Raw genomic sequence first — 17587 nt, 5'->3', positions numbered from 1 at the left:
TCCGGGAGTTCACACGCTTTGTCTGGCTATTTCAAGTTGAAATGAGGCGCTAGCCCAGCCAGACCGCCAGATCTTCCAGCGCCCGGGCCGACAGTGCTGTCTTGCGGGCCGGGGTCTTGGCCTTGCCGCGGATGCGGTTGCCCTCTGCGTCCTGGGTTGGCTGGGTGATGGGCGGGAAGAGGCCGAAATTGACATTCATCGGCTGGAAACTGCCCTTGCCGGCGTCGAGATGGCCGCCGGTGATGTGGCGGATCAGGGCGCCCATCGCCGTCGTCTCGGGCGGCGGGGGCAGCGTCTTGCCGAGGCGTTCGGCGGCGGCATAGCGCCCGGCCAAAAGCCCCATCGAGGCGCTTTCGACATAGCCTTCAACGCCGATCAATTGCCCGGCAAAGCGCAGGCGCGGCTGCGATTTCAGGCGCAGCTGATGATCCAGCAGGCGCGGCGAATTGAGGAAGGTATTGCGGTGAATGCCGCCGAGGCGGGCAAATTGCGCCGCTTCCAGGCCGGGGATCAGGCGGAAGATCTCGGTCTGGACGCCGTATTTCAGCTTGGTCTGGAAACCGACCATGTTGAACAGCGTGCCCAGCGCATTGTCCTGGCGCAATTGCACGATGGCATAGGCCTTGACGGTGGGATTGTGCGGATTGGTCAGCCCGACCGGTTTCATCGGACCGTGCCGCAGCGTCTCGCGACCGCGCTCGGCCATCACTTCAATCGGCAGGCAGCCCTCGAAATAGGGCGTGCCTTCCCAGTCCTTGAACTCGGTCTTCTCGCCGGCGATCAACGCGTCGATGAAGGCGTCATACTGGTCCTTGTCCATCGGGCAATTGAGATAGGCGGTCTGGTCGGCCAGGGTTTCGCCCTTGTCGTAGCGCGACTGGAACCAGGCCTTGTCCATATTGACGCTGTCGCGATGGATCACCGGGGCGATGGCATCGAAGAAAGCCAGCTCGTCCTCGCCGGTCTCTTTCAGGATCGCTTCCGACAGGCTCTCCGAGGTCAGCGGACCGGTGGCGATGATGACGCTGTCCCAGTCTTCCGGCGGCAGGCCGGTGATTTCCTCGCGCGAGATCGTCACCAGCGGGTGCTCGCTCAGGCGCTTGGTGACGGCGGCGGAGAAGGCGTCGCGATCAACGGCGAGGGCGCCGCCGGCCGGCAGGCGATGATTATCGCCCTCGGCCAGGATGATCGAATTGCAGCGCCGCATCTCCTCATGCAACAGCCCGACCGCATTGGTCCGGGCATCATCCGAGCGGAAGGAGTTGGAACAGACCAGCTCGGCCAGCTCGTCCGTCTTGTGGGCCTCGGTGCCCTTCACGCCGCGCATCTCGTGCAGGATGACGGGCACGCCTTGCGACACGAGTTGCCAGGCAGCCTCGGAGCCGGCCATGCCGCCGCCGATAATATGGACAGGTTTGGGAGCGCTTTGGGTCATGCGCGGCATATCGAGCGCGGGCGGCGGCAAGTCAAGCATTTGGGGGCAGTGGGGCGTTGACAGCGGCGCTCCGGGCGGCGAATGATCGCGTGAAGGGGGAGTTTGGTCATGAAGCAGTTCATAGTTGCGCTAGGCTTGGTGGTGCTGGTCACCCTTGCGGCCAGCGCCCAGGACGATCCCCTGCCGGATAGCGTGTCCCAGGCCTATCTGGCGTATGAAACCGCGATGGCAGCCCAGGATTATGTGGCGGCCAGTGAAGCCGCCGAGACGGCCTGGCGGGCGGCGCGGTCCGAGCGGATCGATGCCGAGCTGATTGGTATCCTGGCGGAAAATTACGGCAATCTCGCGCTCAGTCGCGGCCTTCCAGAACAGGCCTATCCCGCCTGGCGCAGTGCGGCGGAAATCTCCGACCGCTTGCGGGGCCCGCAGACTGAACGCGCGACGCGCTGGTATCAGGCATCCCTGTCGGCCTTTGCCACTGGCGATATCAGCGACGCGCGGCAATGTTCGCTGCGGGCATCGCGTTCGATAGGCGGGCGCGAGGATAGCGTGGCCCCGTCGCTGGCCGGAGACATCCATTACATGGTCGCGCTCAGCAGCGGCCAGCTGGGCCGACTGCGCACGATGTCCAGGCATGCCGCTCTCGCGCTGGAATTCTTTGAGGCAAGCGGGCGCAGTCCGGACATGGTCTTCGCCAATGCGCACTATCTCGCTGGCGTCGGTCAGTATTTCGAGCGTGAGCGGCTGGACGCCCTCTACAATTTCCATATCTCGCGCAGCATGTTCGCCTCAGTCGAGACCGCGGGGACGGATACCGACAATGTCCGCACGACCACGGCATGGATCCAGCTGGCGCGCGGCGATGCGACGGCCGAGGATCGTGCACTGGTCGATGCCCGGATCGCGGCTTCCGCCTATCCCGAAACCGGCGAGCACTCATCGTGGAGCGATGGTGAAGGGGCGAATATTTATGATGTCGACGCGGAGGTCACTGGCATGCGGGCGCAGCCACGCTATCCGGAGTGGGCCGCCGAAGCCGGCATCGACGGGATTGTTGTCGTCCGGTTCGATGTGACCGAGAGCGGGCGAACGGACTCGGCGACCATTGTCGCCGCCGCACCGGGCGGCGTGTTCGATGATGATGTGCTACGGGCTCTCGGCAGCTGGCGCTATGAGCCGGCGCAGATTGGCGGCCAGGCCGTACGGCGTATCGGACTCTTGACGCAATTCCGGTTCACCCTGTGCGAATTGCCGACGGAGTGGCAATGCCGGCGGCAGAGCGAGGCCGAAGCCGACGCCGACGCGGAATGATGCTTCGGCTGCAGCGCGGAACTTGCCTTCGCGGCGCGGCGCGTCCAGATCGGGGGCCTCGAACACAGCCCCCGTCACGGAGCCTGGCATGAACCCGACACCCACCACGACGTCTGTCCCGATCCTGCGCAGCACGCTGGCCGGCTATGCCTTCCTGATTTCGCACTGGCAGCGCGCCCTGGTCGCGGCGGCGCCCTATACGCTGGCCTATATCGCGCAGCTGGTGCTGATGCAGAGCCTGGGCGGTGCGACGGGCAATCCGGTGTTGTCGATGGGCTTCTTCCTGCTGTCGCTGGTCACGGTTGTCGCCAGCCTGGCGCTGTCGGCGGCCTGTCTGCGCATGGCGGTGCTGGGCGATTACAGCGGCTGGCATTCTTTGAAGGCCGGGGCTGATGAGGGGCGGATCTTCATCGTCGGCCTGCTGGTCTCGGCACTGACCCTTTTGGTCTTCATCATGGCCTTCATGTTCTGGGCCGTGGTGCTGGGCTCGATTGCCGCCGGTGCGATGAGCCGGGCCGGGATCGACCCCGAGGCGGAAGGTCTCGAGCTGGCCGATGCGATGGCCTATCTCGGCACGGCCGACTGGGTGGTCGCCATCGTCGTCGGGCTGGCGGCAGCGGCGCTGCTGGTCTGGCTCTCGGCGCGGCTGGTGCTGGCGCTGCCGGCGACGATCGCCAATCGCAAGATCATGGTGCTGAGCGCCTGGTCGCTGAGCAATGGCAATGCCCTGCGCATCGCGGCGGCCCTGCTGCTGACCTCACTGCCGCTGCTGGCGCTGGAAGCGGGACTGTATGAACTGATCTGCGCCGTGCTCGGCTCGCGGCCGCTCTATGTGCCCGTCCCGGTCGGGGCCGACCAGCTCAATGCACCGGCCCTGGCCGCGGCCGAGGAATATCTGCGCTGGAACGGGCTGATGGCCTTCATCAACATCCCGGTCTTCTCAGGCCTGTATGCCTATATCTACCGCAATCGCACCGCCACGCCGGCGGCGGGGGACGCTGCCGCCTAGCTTCCCTCTGGTGTTTGATTGCCAATTCGTCATGATGTGCGCCTAACATGCGACCAGTCGCAGAGGGGAATGACATGACAGGCAAGGCTTTCGATATCGGGGAATGCATATTCTATTTTTTCAAGCGCTTCGGCGAGAATCCGGTTGGCGTGATCTGGATTGCCGTCTGCCAGGCCCTGGTGGTCGGCGCGCTGGCGGCGCTGGCCGTCTCGCTGGTCGGCCCGGCCTATATGAGCCTGTTCGAGCTGGCGATGCAGGACGCATCCGGCAGCCTCAGCGAGGCCGAAATCGAGCAGGAAGTCCTGGCGATGATGGGGCCCTTCCTCGCCTCCATCCCGTTGATCGGTTTGCTGGGCATCGTCTCGGCCCTGATGTTCCAGGGCGCCTGGCTGCGTCTGCTGACCCGCGGTGAGGTGGCTCCGGTGATTCCCTTCCGCTTCGGCGGCGATGAATTGCGCCTGCTTGGCGTCAACCTGCTCTATATCGTCGTCGGGATTGCCGCCTATATCGGCATCGTGATCGCGGCCGTCGTGGTCGGACTGGTCGCGGCCGGCGTGTTCGCGGCTGGCGATGGTTCGATGGCCGGCGGCATGGCGACCGGGCTGATCGCCTTTCTCGGTGTGCTGGCGGTGAGCATCATCGTGGTCGTGTTCTGTATCCGCCTCGCATCGGCGCCGGGCCTGACCATGGTCGATCGCAAGGTCCGCTTCTTCGAGAGCTGGACGGCGAGCAAGGGTGTGTTCTGGCACCTGGCGCTGAGCTATCTGGTCGTCGCCGGCCTGATCCTTGTGCTCACCACCGTGCTCGGCACCTTGATCCAGCTGGTCTTCCTGGGCGCGCTGATGCCGCTGGTGATGGAGTTCGCACAAATGGCCGAGGGCGGTGCCGACCTGATGCCCGAGGAAGTCTTTGCCACGCTGCAGGCGACGCTCGGCAATCCCGGTGTTGTCGTGGGTCTGGTGACCGGCCTGGTGCTGGGCTATGCGATGCAGATCGTGTTTGAAGGCATGTGGCACGGCGTCGGCGCCTATAATGCCGTGCGCTATCGCGCCGGCGGCGATGTCGAGGAAACCGATTCCCCGACCCTGACGACCGACCATCCGGCCGGCGCCTCGCCCAGCGAGGGCTAGGCACTATCCCGGCTGAATGACAATGCGGCCCGCCGGTGCAGACCTGCGGGCCGTTTTGCGTTCGCTTGCGGTGCGGCGCTGCACTGGGCACGCTGCCAGTCCGAGTGAGTCGGAATCAGGGGGGCTGACATGGCCGGACGTGAAATCTACGCAGATCGACAGGCGCGCCATCGCCGCACATGGACACTCGCCGCCATCGTGCTGCTGGTGGTCTTCATGGTCGGCGGCCAGATCCTGGGCGTGATCCCGGGCGTGATGCTGGGCCTGGTCAGCATGGACCCGGCGGCGATGGACTGGGCCGGCATGGCTTATGTCCTGTTTGCGGCCTTTGGGGTCTCTGCGATCCTGCTCTTGCTGTGGACGACGTTGTTCGAGCGCCGCGGCCCGGCGACGCTGGGGCTCAACGGCGCTTTCGCCAAACGTTTCGCGCGCGGCTATGGCCTCGGTCTCGGCTTTCTGGTCGTGGTGGTTGCGATCATCTGGCTCGCCGGTGGTTACCGCATCGAGGCGGGCGGCAGTCTCGCCATCGCCAGCCTGATCCCGGTCGCCTGGCTCCTGGCCGGTTTCATTGTCCAGGGCTCGACCGAGGAATTGATGTTCCGCGGCTGGCTGATGGGCCTGATCGCCTCGCGCCATGGCATCTGGCTGGCGATCGCCATCAATTCGATCCTGTTCGGCCTGGTCCATGGCGGCAATATCGCCTGGTCGCAGGAATTGATGTTCGGCCTCGCCAATATCGTGCTGGTCGGCGTTTTCCTCAGCCTCTATGCGGCCAAGGAAGGCTCGCTCTGGGGCGTGTGCGGCTGGCATGCGGCCTGGAACTGGCTGCTGGCCTCGGGCTTCGGCCTGCCGGTCAGCGGCCAGGACGTGCTGGTCGACCCTTTCATCATCGATCTGGCCGACACGGCCGAGGCCCCCTGGTGGCTGACCGGCGGCGTGTTCGGGCCGGAAGCGAGCGTGGTGACGAGCCTGGTCCTCACCGCCGGCATTGTGGCGCTCTTGCTGCGCGGCCGGTTCGCGAGCTTTGCTCAGGCTGCCGGCAGCAGGTCCTCGAGGAAGAAGGCGGAGAGTTCCGTCCGTCCGGAGAGGCCGGATTTGCGATAGATCGTCCGGGCCTGTTCGCGCACGGTGCGTTCACTGGTGCCGCGTAGCGCCGCGATTTCGGTATGGCTGAAACCTTTCAGCAGACACAGACCGATATCCGACTCCGCCGGTGTGAAGGCCCAGCGGTCGAATTGTTCCACGATGGCGGCCCCGAGGCCGCGCACGAGGGCGCGATTCTCGTCCTGCCAACGCCGGGCTTCGGCGCGTGCCAGCGCGAGGTCGCTGCGGGTGCGCTGGAAATTGACGAGCAGGGCGAGCGCGCCCGTGGCGGCCGAAACGAGCGCGACACATTCCAGCACCAGGTGGAACCAGGAGACGCCTTCGCCGCGGTCGGTGGCAAGATCCGTCGCGATGAAGACGGCAATCAGGGCAAAGAGCACCCCGCCGGCGCGTATTGTCCAGCGTTTCTGGTCATCGTCATTCATGGCGCGACTCCCTTTGAAGGCTTGGTCTATGTCATATGACAGATGGCGCCGGCGCGCCTGCGGCATGACGTTCCAGTCCACAGGAACGGAGGTGTGCCATGAAGGCATCAAATGAAACGGCTACAGACGCCCAGCCCCGCGAGGTGAAAGTCTGGGACCCGCTTGTCCGGATCGGACACTGGGTGATCGTCATTGGCGTTCTGACGGCCTATTTCACCGGCGATGAGCAACTCGGCCTGCATGTATGGGCCGGCTATGTCGTCGCCGCAGCGGTTGTGATCCGCATCCTGTGGGGCTTTGTCGGAACGCGCTATGCCCGCTTTTCCAGCTTCGTACGCGGACCCGGGGCAGCCGTGGGCTATGTGCGCGGTCTGGCGGACGGTTCGGCGAAGCGGACCCTCGGCCACAACCCGGCCGGGGCGGTGATGATTATTCTCCTGCTGGTCAGCCTCGCAGGCACAACCGGTACCGGCATGGCGCTGTATGCCGTTGAAGACGGCGCCGGACCGCTGGCCGGGATCATCGCGCAATCACCGGAGGAGGGCGTGGCTGCGCCCGTGTCCCCGGGTCTGACCCGTTCAGGTGATGATGACGATGATGATGACGGGCCCGGCGAGCGCCGGGAGCACGCGGCGGGCGGCGAAGCGGGTGATGAAGAGGGCGGCGCCGGAGAATGGCTGGAGGATTGGCACAAAATCTTTGTCTATCTGACGCTGGGCCTGGCGGCGCTGCATGTCATTGGCGTCATCGTTTCGAGCCTCGCCCACGGCGAGAACCTGGTGCGGTCGATGGTGAATGGCCGCAAACGGGCGGAGTGAGAATGGAGGGGGGCCCTTGCGGGCCCGCCGCTTCGCCTGTTCCCTAAACCCGCGCCGCCTTCAGCCGCGCGGCCTCTTTCTCCAGCATGGGTGCCAGATAGCGCCCGGTCCAGCTCGCCTCGACCTTGGCGACCTGTTCCGGCGTTCCGACAGCGACGATTTCGCCGCCGCCATCGCCGCCCTCGGGGCCAAGGTCAATCAGCCAGTCGGCGGTCTTGATGACGTCGAGATTATGCTCGATCACGACGACGGTATTGCCGGTCTCGACCAGCTCGTGCAGCACTTCGAGAAGCTTGCGGATATCCTCGAAATGCAGACCCGTGGTCGGCTCGTCGAGGATGTAGAGCGTCTTGCCGGTGGCACGCTTGGCCAGTTCCTTGGAGAGCTTGACGCGCTGGGCCTCGCCGCCGGAGAGCTGGGTCGCGGGCTGGCCGATCTTGACATAGCCGAGCCCGACGCGCTTGAGCGTTTCCATCTTGTCGCGCACGGCGGGCACGGCCTTGAAGAAGTCGGCGCCTTCCTCGACCGTCATGTCGAGGACATCGGCGATGGATTTGCCCTTGAATTTCACTTCCAGCGTCTCGCGATTGAAGCGGGCGCCATGGCAGACATCGCAGGGCACATAGACGTCGGGCAGGAAGTGCATCTCGATCTTCACCACGCCATCGCCCTGGCAGGCCTCGCAGCGCCCGCCCTTGACGTTGAAGGAGAAGCGGCCGGGCTTGTAGCCGCGGGTCTTCGAGTCCGGGAGCTGGGCGAACCACTCGCGGATCGGCGTGAAGGCGCCGGTGTAGGTGGCCGGATTGGAGCGCGGCGTGCGCCCGATCGGCGACTGGTCGATATCGATGATCTTGTCGAGCTGATCCAGCCCCTCGATGCGCTCATGCGGGCCCGGCACGGTCTGCGCCTTGGCCAGCTTGCGGGCGGCGGCCTTGTACAGCGTCTCGATCGTCAGCGTCGACTTGCCGCCGCCGGAGACGCCGGTGACACAGGTCATGACGCCGAGCGGGAAATCGGCTGAGATCTTCTTGAGATTATTGCCGGTCGCATCGACGACGCGAACGATACGCTTCCTGTCGATCTTGCGCCGTTTGACCGGAATCTCGATCCGCCGTGTGCCGCGCAGATACTGGCCGGTCAGGCTGGCTTCGCTGGCGAGGATATCGGCGGGCGTGCCCTCGGCGATGATCTCGCCGCCATGCACGCCGGCGGCCGGGCCAAGATCGACGACGTGGTCGGCGGTCAGGATCGCCTCTTCATCATGCTCGACGATGATCACCGTATTGCCCAGGTCACGCAGGCCGCGCAGGCTTTCCAGCAGGCGGGTATTGTCGCGCTGGTGCAGGCCGATCGAGGGCTCGTCGAGGACATAGAGCACGCCGGTCAGGCCGGAACCGATCTGGCTGGCGAGGCGGATGCGCTGGCTCTCGCCGCCGGACAGCGTGCCCGAGGCGCGGTCGAGGGTGAGATAGTCGAGCCCGACATCGACGAGGAATTTCAGCCGCTCGCGGATTTCCTTGAGGATGCGCTCGGCGATCTGCTGGTCCTTGGCCGAGAGCGTCTTCTCGATGGCGCCGAACCAGTCGCGCGCGACGCGGATCGGCATGGTGCCGGCCTGGGCGATATCATGATCGGCGATCTTGACGCACAGGGCTTCCGGCTTCAGGCGGCGGCCATGGCAGGTCTCGCACGGCTGCGACGACTGGAAGCGCCCCAGATCCTCGCGGACCCAGCTTGAATCGGTCTCGCGCCAGCGCCGCTCCAGATTGGGGATGACGCCCTCGAACGGCTTCTTGGTCTCGAATTTTCTGAGGCCGTCCTCATAGACGAAGGTGATGTCTTCCCTGGTGCCAAACAGGATCACCTTGCGGAAGGCCTCCGGCAATTCGCGCCAGGGCTTGAACATGTCACCGCCGAAATGCTCCGCCAGCGCCTGCAGGGTCTGCTGGTAGAGTTTCGAGGTCGCCCGGCTCCACGGCGCGATGGCGCCATTGGTTAGCGATTTGTCGCGGTCGGGGACGACGAGATCCTCGTCGAATTTCAGCGACTGGCCGAGCCCGTCACAGGCCGGACAGGCGCCGAAGGGATTGTTGAAGGAGAACAGCCGCGGCTCGATCTCGGCAATGGTGAAGCCGGAGACCGGACAGGCGAATTTCTCGGAGAAGACCAGCCGCTCCGGATTGCCCTTTTCGTCGCTCTGGTCGGCGAATTCGGCAATCGCGAGACCATCGGCGAGCCGCAGGGCGGTTTCCAGACTGTCGGCGAGGCGGTCTTCCAGGCCCGGCTTGATCACCAGCCGGTCGACCACGACATCGATATCGTGCTTGAATTTCTTGTCGAGGACCGGCGCTTCTTCCAGCGTATAAAACTCGCCATTGACCTTGACGCGCTGGAAGCCGGCCTTGAGCCATTCGGCGAATTCCTTGCGGTATTCACCCTTGCGGCCACGCACGACGGGCGCCAGCAGATAGAGCCGGGCGCCATCCTCGAGCGCCATCAGCTTGTCGACCATCTGGCTGACGGTCTGGGAGCGGATCGGCAGGCCGGTCGCGGGCGAATAGGGCACGCCGACGCGGGCCCATAACAGGCGCATATAGTCGTAAATCTCGGTGACGGTGCCGACGGTGGAGCGCGGATTTTTCGAGGTTGTCTTCTGTTCGATCGAGATCGCCGGCGACAGGCCCTCGATCGAATCCATGTCCGGCTTCGACATCAGCTCAAGAAACTGCCGCGCATAGGCCGACAGGCTCTCGACATAGCGCCGCTGGCCCTCTGCATAAATCGTGTCAAACGCCAGCGAGGACTTGCCCGAGCCCGAAAGCCCTGTGAACACGATCAGCTTGTCGCGCGGCAGATCGACCGAGACATTCTTGAGATTATGTTCGCGCGCACCGCGCACGCGGATGGTGTCGAGGGCCATGAAATGTCTTTCGTCTGCGAGTTCGCGGGCGGGACCGGTCTAGGGGTGAGTCATGTTGAACAATTAGAGAACAAGGCGCGCTGCGTCCAGCGGCGAGTTGCGGGTCTGCTGACACCATGTAGGCAGGATGGCGGAGGCGGCAAGCGGGCGGCCTGTCTTCCATCCACCGTGTGCCGCGCGCCTGACTGGACTCTGGCCCGCCACTCCGTTCAAATCCCCCCGACTCGCGGGCGCAATTGACCTGCGGAACAGAATGTGAACAAATTGGCGCGGCGGCAGGCCGTGCAACAAGAAACATGGAGAATGGGCGATGGCGGGATCTGTGAACAAGGTCATCCTGGTTGGTAATCTGGGCAAGGATCCGGAGACGCGGCGTCTGCCGAACGGCGATCCGGTGTGCAATCTGCGCATCGCGACCTCGGAGAGCTGGCGCGACAAGACCTCCGGCGAGCGCCGCGAGAAGACCGAATGGCACAGCGTCGTGATCTTTAATGACCAGCTGGCCAAGGTCGCGGACAATTATCTCAAGAAGGGCGCCAAGGTTTATATCGAGGGCGCACTGCAGACCCGCAAATGGACCGACCAGAACGGCGTCGACAAGTACAATACCGAGATCGTGCTCCAGAAATATCGCGGCGAATTGCAAATGCTCGATTCCAAGGGCGAGAGCGGTGGCTCCTATGGCGGCGGTGGCGGCAGTTTTGACTCCAGCGAGCGCTCGCCGCAACGCTCGGTCGATGCGCCGAAGGAAGACTTCCGCAGTGCCGACATGGATGACGAAATCCCGTTCTAGGCGGGAACGCTGCGGCCGGGGGGCGAGGAGATGAAAATGCTTCACATGGTTCTGTTTCTGGTCAGCCTCGTGCTGACCGCGCCCGCCTGGGCGCAGGGCGATGATGCCAATATGCGCCACCCCGAAATCATGGCCGTGGAGGGTGACGGTACACAAGCCCGCTACATCATCGGTGATGCGGCCTGGGGCAATGTGCTGGTGACACTGGCGGCCCTGCGTGGTGTCGACCCGGAGCAGGCGCCGGCCATCGCGCAGCAATTATGGGAGCGGCGTGATACCAATCAGCCGATTTTCCTGTTCGAATATGCGCGCCTGGTCGTCGACACGGAACCGGACCGCGCGCTGCACGCCTATTTCCTCGCCCGGGCACGTTCGATCTATGACGCATCGCGTTGTGTCGACCCGACGGCGCTCGGCGTCGTGGCCGCAGCCTCCGAACAGGCGGGGCCGGTCGTGCACGAGCTGATGAGTTCGGACCCGGCACGGCTCGAGGCCGCGCTGGCCTCGGTGATCGCGTCAGACGAGATCTTCACTAGCCAGGCATCGCCCTGGTGGGCCTGTTCCTATGGCAATGCGGCCTATCTTGCCGCGGTCAATTCGGCCGACATGCCGGGGGAGGAATGGCTGAAGGTCGAGGGCGTCTGGCCGTCACTGCGCGCAGCGATCAGCAATAATATGAATGCCAATCTGGCGCGCTTGCGCGAGGGCCTGCAGGCCGCACAGCAATAGGCGGGGCACAGCGGCGATCCGCAGGCGGCCGAGGGGGAGTCCGGGGCGATGAAGATCCTGATCACGGGGGCGTCCGGATTTATCGGATCGCATCTTGCCGCGCAGCTGCACGCATCCGGCCATCATGTGCTGGCCGCCGGGCGTGATATCACCCGGGCGGCCCGCCGTGCGCCTGACCTCGACTGGATCGCCTGCGATTTCCGCCATGACAGCGATGCCGACTGGTTCCCGCGGCTGGCCGGCATCGATGCGGTGATCAATTGCGTCGGCGTGTTGCAGGACGGGCTCGGCGACAATAGCCGCGCCGCCCATGTCGATGGCGCTGCCGCCCTGTTTGCCGCCTGTGAGCAGGCCGGGGTGCGGCGGGTGATCCATGTCTCCGCTGTCGGCGCCGATGCGGCCTCCGGCTCGGCCTATGCCCGCGACAAGCAGGATGGCGAGGCGGCGCTGACGGCACTCGATCTCGACTGGGTTATCCTGCGGCCTTCGCTGGTGATCGCGCGCAATGTCTATGGCGGCACGGCGCTGGTGCGGGCGCTTTGTGGCATCCCCTGGCTGACGCCGCTGGTCGGCGGCGAGCAGGTCTTCCGCCCGATCGCCGCCGAGGATTTGAGCGCCGCAATCCATGACCTGCTGCAGCCGGGCGCGCCGTCGCGGGTGAGCTGGGATGTTGGCGGGCCGCAGCGCGTCACCATGGACGAACTGGTGCGCGGCTATCGCCGCTGGCTCGGCTTCGGCAAGACGCGGATCTGGCATGTGCCGCGCTGGCTCGCCGCGCCGGCTTTTGCCGCCGGCGATCTGCTCGGCTGGATCGGCGTGCGCACCTCGATGCGCACAACGGCACTGAAACAGCTCGATTTCGACGTCGAAGGCGATCCCGCCGACTGGCGCGCCGCCACCGGTGCGTCACCGCGCGGCTTCGATGATTATCTCGCCAGCGCTCCGGCCGGGCTGCAGGATCGCTGGCATGCCCGGCTCGGCTTTGCCCGCCCGCTCGCGCGCTGGGTGCTGGGCCTCTATTGGCTGGCGACCGGCATCCTCTCGCTGACGATTGCCAGCGACCATGCCTATGCCGTGCTGCAGGCCGCCGGCTACAGCCCCGCGATGCAGGCTTTCCTGCTCTGGTTCGGCTCGGCCTTCGACATCGCCATGGGCGCGGCGATGGTCGCCAAATGGCGGGTGCGCTGGATCGCCGCGACCATGATCGCCGGCACCTTCGCCTATGTCCTGGCGCTCAGCCTGACCCTGCCCGGCCTGTGGGCCGATGCGCTCGGACCGATCCTGAAAGTCTTCCCGATGATGGCGCTCGCCCTGATGATCGCGGCAACCGAGGATGAGCGCTGATGGAGCTGTACTGGATCGTCAAGACCACCCATATCCTCTCCTCCGGCGTCTTGTTCGGCTCCGGTGCGGCGATTGCCTTTTTCATGCTGATGGCCTGGCGTTCCGGCGATGCGCCCGGCTTTGCCCTGGCCTCGAAACATGTCGTGCTCGCCGACTGGGTCTTCACCACCAGCGCCGTCATCGCCCAGCCGCTGACCGGCATCGCGCTGGCGCATCTGGCGGGCTGGCCGCTGACGGCGCCCTGGCTCCTGATCAGCTATGGCCTCTACATCTTCATCGGCGCCTGCTGGCTACCCGTGGTGTGGATCCAGCTGGAAGTGCGGCGGCTGATGACACAAGCGGTTGCGGCCGGGGAGGCTGTCCCCGACCGCGTTCACCGCCTGATGCGGATCTGGTTTGTGCTCGGCTGGCCGGCCTTTATCGCATTGATCGCGATCTTTGGCCTGATGGTGGCGCGGCCGAGCTGGAGCTAGCCGAGCAGCAGGCCGTTGACCAGGCCATCGCCGGTATACTCGATCACGACCGGGATCACTTCCCCGGACAGTGGATCGCGCAGGCCCAGCCGGATCTCGTTTTCGCTTTCGAACACCGCGACGATCGCGGCATTGCCGAAGTCCCGGTGCAGCTGGCGCATCATGTCCAGATGTCCCTCGATCGGTGCGAAGGCGCGCAAGTCATCGCTCATCCGGTTGAGGACATACTCGCGCCAGACAGCCTCATCATCGCTGGCGATCATGGCGAGGAAACCGGCAGCAATGTTTCCGCCAGCCGTCTCGGGCAGGGCGACGGGATCGATACTGGCCTCGAGCGGGCGCCGCAGCTCGAAGTCCTGACCCATCAAGGCCGCAACCAGCGCCTCGATGGCGCTGTCGGCCGAGACGGCGCGCTGGTTGGTGGTGGCGAACAGCTCATAGCCCTGGTCCGCCAGCACGCGCCAATGCGAGTTGAAGGAGCGATTGCCGCCATTATGCCAGTAGATGCGTCCGACCAGCGGATCATCCTCGACCACCAGACCATAGCCATAGAAGGACGGCGCGCCTTCACCTTCACGGACCAGAGGCGCATGGGCCATGTCGCGCGCGGCCGGCGAGACGATGGTCGCGTTCCAGTAGGCGTGTTCCCAGGCGAGCATGTCGCGCGGTGTCGAGACCAGACCGCCATTGCCCATCAGGTTCCAGTTCGGATCATGGCCGCCCCAGGAGGCGTCGATCACCGGCTCGCCATGGCTGTTGCGGGCCGCGAGGCCGTTGTCATAGACCGATTGATAGCCGGTATGCTCGATGCCGGCCGGCACCAGCAGGTCATTGACCAGATAGTCCTCATAGGTGCGGCCGGTCACGCTTTCGATGATGGCGGCGAGGATGGTGAAGCCGACATTGGAGTAGCGATAGGCCGAGCCCGGCGCGTGCAGCAGATCGGCGGTGAAGGCCTTGTCGCGGACGCTGTCCCAGCCCTCGTCCGAGAAGTCATCACCGACCGCATCGGGCAGGCCCGCCGTGTGGGTGAGCAATTGCTGCACCGTGATCGCGGCCTTGTCATCGGGCACGTCGGGGAAGAAATCGGCCAGCGTCGCGTCGGGCGAGAGGCGGCCGGCGTCGATCAGACTGGCAATGGCCATGCCGGTGAAACTCTTGGTGATCGAACCGGTATCCACCTGAGTGTCGAGCGTGAAGGGGCGGTTTGTCTCCGGGTCGGCGAGGCCGGCGCCGCGGGCGAAGATGATCTCGCCGTCACGGGCGATGGCGGCAAAGCCGGTGAAGCCGGCCTCGGCAAGCTCGTCGAAACGGGCATCGAGCCGCGCCTGCTGTGCGGGGTCCGTCTGGGCGCCGGCGACGGGGGCGATCAAGGGCGATGCGAATGTCACCGCGAGGGCGAAGCGCGCTATCGCGAGGGGAGATGAAAAAGCTTTCATGGGCAGGACCTTCCTGTTCTGTGGTAGGAGGTGAGGCTTAGGAAAACCGCGCCAGACTGTCCTGACGAAAACATTTTCGAAAGATGATGATGAATATTGCCAGCTCCGTTTCTACCCGTCGCTCGCCCTCGGCCTCGATTGTACAGATCGGTGATGCGGTCTGTGATCTGCGCAGTTGTGTGCTGGAAGTGGGCGGCCGCAGTCACCGGCTCGAACCGCGTCTGGCCGGGGTGCTCGACCTTCTGGTGCGCCGCGGCGGGGCGCCGGTGACGCGCGATGAATTTCTCGACAGCGTCTGGGACGAGGATGGATCGGACGAGGCGCTCAACCAGGCGATCTCGCGCCTGCGCCGCCTGCTTGGCCGCGCCGACCTGATTCAGACCCTGCCGCGCGTCGGCTACCGGTTGGCGATCGATCCGGCACCGGCGGCCCTGGCCGGATTGCCGGCGCGCGCCCGGCCGGGCGTGTCCATCGGCGATGTCGTAGCCGGCATTGATCGTGGCAGTTTCATCGCTGGATTCATTGTCGCAGCGCTTCTGGCCGGTGCGCTTTATGCGATGTTCGGCACGCGGGTCATCGAGCGTGAATTTCAGATCCTGGACCTCAACGGTGCCTCCGCGATCGAGGCGGCGGGCCTGCCAGCGACGGATCACTGACAGGCACTCGCCTCGTCAACGCTCCTTGGGCGTCGGGCCTTCCTGCGGGCCGAAGCTGTCATAGTCGAAATTATCGTCGAGACGGCCATTCCAGCTTTGCGCCGGTTCCTCGAAACAGGACCCGATCCGTGCGTCCCACTCGGTCGGGAAGCCGGGGCGCAGGAAGTCAATCTCGACGCGGCCCCAATGGCGGGTCGCCGTACCGAATTCGTCGATGATGGTGACGTCGCAGGCCGGGCTGGTCGAGCCGACATCTTCCTGCTCGCTCCAATAGCCGGTGAAATGGCCGCGATCGCTAAAATTCCCGGCGAGGCCGCGAATGAAGGTGTGGTGCGGGACGGCGCCATCATAGTGGAGGAGGATCGCGTATTCGCCGATCTCGTCATCATAGATGACCGGGCCAAGATTGCTGGTCCAGGCCTCATCGGCAAGGGCGGGCGCGGCGGCCAGTGCCAGCAGGGCTGCGCCCAGGCAGACAGTTTTGTACATGATGATTTCCCCCGATTTGAACAGACGGCCAGTGTGCGGTGTTTTGCGGCTGCACGCTAGGGTGCGGTGATAACGGCACAGGCAATGCGAGCGCCGGCACCGCCGATGGGCTGGCTGGTCTGGTCATCGCTGCCGGCATGGATCACCAGGGCCGAGCCGTCAGCATCGAGCAGGGCGGGCAGGGCGTCGGTGCCGCCAAGGCTGACGCGTGTCGTGTAGACCTCGGCGCGGATCGAACCGGTCGCATCGACCCAGAGATTGGGCAGATCGGCATTGTCGGGACCTTCAGGATTCAGGAGGCCGTGCTGGCGTCCCGACGGATTGATATGGCCGGCCGAAGAGGTGAAGTCCTCCGACGAGCAATCGCCGATGCTGTGCAGATGCGCGCCATGCCACTGACTGCGCGCGTCTTCGGGCAGTCCGTCGGCCTCGATGCGGATGACAACGCCCTCGGCGCCCTGGCGCAGGCTGACATGGCCGGCGGTGGAGCGGTCACGGATGATCAGCTCGCCGCTGGCGGTGTCGACGGCCTGGGGCTGTGCGGGGGCTTCGTCCTGGGCGCAGGCGGCGACGGGCAGGAGGAGAAGGGCGGTCAAGGACAGGGTGCGTGACAACATGATGGGCTCCTTGGGGGCAAACAGTTCGGCCCCAGCTTCTACGCCCGATGACCGCGTCCGGCCAGTTCCCTGCGCGATCCGGCCTGCGCATCGTGCAGGCCCTGCGAGGAGCGTGTGGAAATTAAACTCAATCCTTTCGGCGATTTAACGCTGTCCGGACACGGTTTTGCGTGCATCGGGACGCGGGATTTGTTTTCATGGCGCGGGAAATCCGTTCGGGTTCGGGCCGGGCCGACGCGCCGGCCCTGCAACAGGAAAAGCGTGACACATGACGACAGACCGCCACGAAAAACGTTCAGAATCACTGGAAGTCCGGCTCGGCCATACTGCCAAGCAAGCCTTCATGGCGGCCTGCCGCGAACGCGGCATCACCGCCAGTGAAGCGGTGCGGCAATTCGTGGAGGCCTATCCCGTGCGTCCCGTCCGGCGCCCCTGGGCCCGTTTGCCCCTCAAGCTCACGGAGTTCCCCATGATGATGACAATTCCAGCTGCCCTTGCAGCCGCCCTGGCGCTCACCACAGCTACGGCCATCCTGCCGGTCCAGACGGCGACCGCTGACCGCGACGATCCGGAACAGCAATTCGCCAGTGTCGACACCGACGCCGACGGGTATTTCAACCGCGTCGATCTCTATCATGTCGCCGGCCTGACCGATGACGGACGGCTCGGCGAGGGCCTTCGCAGTGAGGCGATGGCCTCGATCACCGAGGCGATGGCCGAATTCGGTCCGGCGGCGCAGGAAACCCTGCTCGACCCCGCCTATATCGAGCGCGTGCTCAGCGATGCCGAGGCGGGCGCACGCAGCGGTGTCGATGACGTGTTCGACGCGATGGACGCGGACAGCGATGGCCGTATCAGCCGCGCCGAATTCATCGCCCATCGCGACTGAGCCGAA

17 protein-coding genes are annotated in these 17587 nt (G+C 65.1%); 11 read left to right on the top strand and 6 right to left on the bottom strand.

Features of this window, described 5'->3' with window-relative positions; genetic code table 11:
• Positions 1–49: 49 nt before the first annotated feature.
• Complete coding sequence (trmFO, locus tag ACN0YL_RS10930; protein WP_417497998.1) at positions 50–1444, bottom strand: methylenetetrahydrofolate--tRNA-(uracil(54)-C(5))-methyltransferase (FADH(2)-oxidizing) TrmFO; 1395 nt, start codon at positions 1442–1444, stop codon at positions 50–52.
• A 99-nt stretch (positions 1445–1543) separates the two neighbouring features.
• Here trmFO and ACN0YL_RS10925 point away from each other — a divergent pair, with 99 nt between their 5' ends.
• From ACN0YL_RS10925 to ACN0YL_RS10910, 4 genes are all read left to right on the top strand, one after another.
• Positions 1544–2746 carry an energy transducer TonB gene (locus ACN0YL_RS10925; protein WP_417497997.1) on the top strand — a complete coding sequence of 401 codons (1203 nt, stop codon included), beginning with the start codon at positions 1544–1546 and terminating at the stop codon, positions 2744–2746.
• Between the two features lie 88 nt (positions 2747–2834).
• Positions 2835–3755, top strand: coding sequence for a hypothetical protein (locus ACN0YL_RS10920; RefSeq protein ID WP_417491501.1), 921 nt, complete (start codon positions 2835–2837; stop codon positions 3753–3755).
• A gap of 74 nt (positions 3756–3829) precedes the next feature.
• Positions 3830–4885 (top strand): hypothetical protein, encoded by a 1056-nt coding sequence (locus ACN0YL_RS10915; RefSeq protein WP_417497996.1) that lies wholly within the window; start codon positions 3830–3832, stop codon positions 4883–4885.
• Between the two features lie 129 nt (positions 4886–5014).
• Positions 5015–5989, top strand: a complete 975-nt coding sequence (locus ACN0YL_RS10910; RefSeq protein WP_417497995.1) for a CPBP family intramembrane glutamic endopeptidase — start codon at positions 5015–5017, stop codon at positions 5987–5989.
• Here the strand turns inward: ACN0YL_RS10910 and ACN0YL_RS10905 are convergent.
• Positions 5914–6414, bottom strand: coding sequence for a helix-turn-helix transcriptional regulator (locus ACN0YL_RS10905; RefSeq protein WP_417468992.1), 501 nt, complete (start codon positions 6412–6414; stop codon positions 5914–5916). The genes ACN0YL_RS10910 and ACN0YL_RS10905 overlap by 76 nt on opposite strands.
• A 98-nt stretch (positions 6415–6512) precedes the next feature.
• On the opposite strand from ACN0YL_RS10905, the gene ACN0YL_RS10900 reads away from it, so the two are divergent.
• Positions 6513–7232: a cytochrome b/b6 domain-containing protein gene (locus ACN0YL_RS10900; RefSeq protein WP_417497994.1), complete on the top strand. Its 720-nt coding sequence runs from the start codon at positions 6513–6515 to the stop codon at positions 7230–7232.
• A gap of 43 nt (positions 7233–7275) precedes the next feature.
• Here ACN0YL_RS10900 and uvrA read toward each other — a convergent pair whose 3' ends face one another.
• The gene (gene uvrA, locus ACN0YL_RS10895) at positions 7276–10152 is read right to left on the bottom strand and encodes an excinuclease ABC subunit UvrA (protein ID WP_417497993.1); all 2877 of its coding nucleotides are present in this window, start codon (positions 10150–10152) and stop codon (positions 7276–7278) included.
• A gap of 310 nt (positions 10153–10462) precedes the next feature.
• On the opposite strand from uvrA, the gene ssb reads away from it, so the two are divergent.
• The 4 genes from ssb to ACN0YL_RS10875 are packed head-to-tail and all read left to right on the top strand — an operon-like array spanning position 10463 to position 13491.
• Positions 10463–10945, top strand: a complete 483-nt coding sequence (ssb, locus tag ACN0YL_RS10890) for a single-stranded DNA-binding protein (RefSeq protein WP_417497992.1) — start codon at positions 10463–10465, stop codon at positions 10943–10945.
• A 36-nt stretch (positions 10946–10981) separates the two neighbouring features.
• On the top strand, positions 10982–11674 hold the full coding sequence (locus tag ACN0YL_RS10885; protein WP_417497991.1) for a hypothetical protein: 693 nt from the start codon (positions 10982–10984) through the stop codon (positions 11672–11674).
• Positions 11675–11722: 48 nt separating this feature from the next.
• Positions 11723–13018, top strand: a complete 1296-nt coding sequence (locus ACN0YL_RS10880; RefSeq protein ID WP_417497990.1) for an NAD(P)H-binding protein — start codon at positions 11723–11725, stop codon at positions 13016–13018.
• Positions 13018–13491: a DUF2269 family protein gene (locus tag ACN0YL_RS10875; protein WP_417497989.1), complete on the top strand. Its 474-nt coding sequence runs from the start codon at positions 13018–13020 to the stop codon at positions 13489–13491. The genes ACN0YL_RS10880 and ACN0YL_RS10875 overlap by 1 nt, the downstream gene beginning before the upstream one ends.
• On the opposite strand, the gene ACN0YL_RS10870 is transcribed toward ACN0YL_RS10875, so the two are convergent.
• Positions 13488–14930 (bottom strand): serine hydrolase domain-containing protein, encoded by a 1443-nt coding sequence (locus ACN0YL_RS10870; RefSeq protein WP_417497988.1) that lies wholly within the window; start codon positions 14928–14930, stop codon positions 13488–13490. The genes ACN0YL_RS10875 and ACN0YL_RS10870 overlap by 4 nt on opposite strands.
• A gap of 89 nt (positions 14931–15019) precedes the next feature.
• On the opposite strand from ACN0YL_RS10870, the gene ACN0YL_RS10865 reads away from it, so the two are divergent.
• Positions 15020–15586, top strand: a complete 567-nt coding sequence (locus tag ACN0YL_RS10865; protein WP_417497987.1) for a winged helix-turn-helix domain-containing protein — start codon at positions 15020–15022, stop codon at positions 15584–15586.
• A 15-nt stretch (positions 15587–15601) separates the two neighbouring features.
• Here the strand turns inward: ACN0YL_RS10865 and ACN0YL_RS10860 are convergent, their stop codons facing one another.
• Complete coding sequence (locus tag ACN0YL_RS10860) at positions 15602–16075, bottom strand: hypothetical protein (protein WP_417497986.1); 474 nt, start codon at positions 16073–16075, stop codon at positions 15602–15604.
• Between the two features lie 56 nt (positions 16076–16131).
• Complete coding sequence (locus tag ACN0YL_RS10855; protein ID WP_417497985.1) at positions 16132–16692, bottom strand: superoxide dismutase family protein; 561 nt, start codon at positions 16690–16692, stop codon at positions 16132–16134.
• A 268-nt stretch (positions 16693–16960) separates the two neighbouring features.
• Here ACN0YL_RS10855 and ACN0YL_RS10850 point away from each other — a divergent pair, with 268 nt between their 5' ends.
• The gene (locus ACN0YL_RS10850; RefSeq protein WP_417491517.1) at positions 16961–17581 is read left to right on the top strand and encodes an EF-hand domain-containing protein; all 621 of its coding nucleotides are present in this window, start codon (positions 16961–16963) and stop codon (positions 17579–17581) included.
• Positions 17582–17587: the final 6 nt, after the last annotated feature.

Source organism: Maricaulis sp. (assembly GCF_048269565.1).
Taxonomy (GTDB): domain Bacteria; phylum Pseudomonadota; class Alphaproteobacteria; order Caulobacterales; family Maricaulaceae; genus Maricaulis.
Note: the sequence above shows the minus strand (reverse complement) of the source record. Positions and strands in the feature narration are given on the sequence as shown.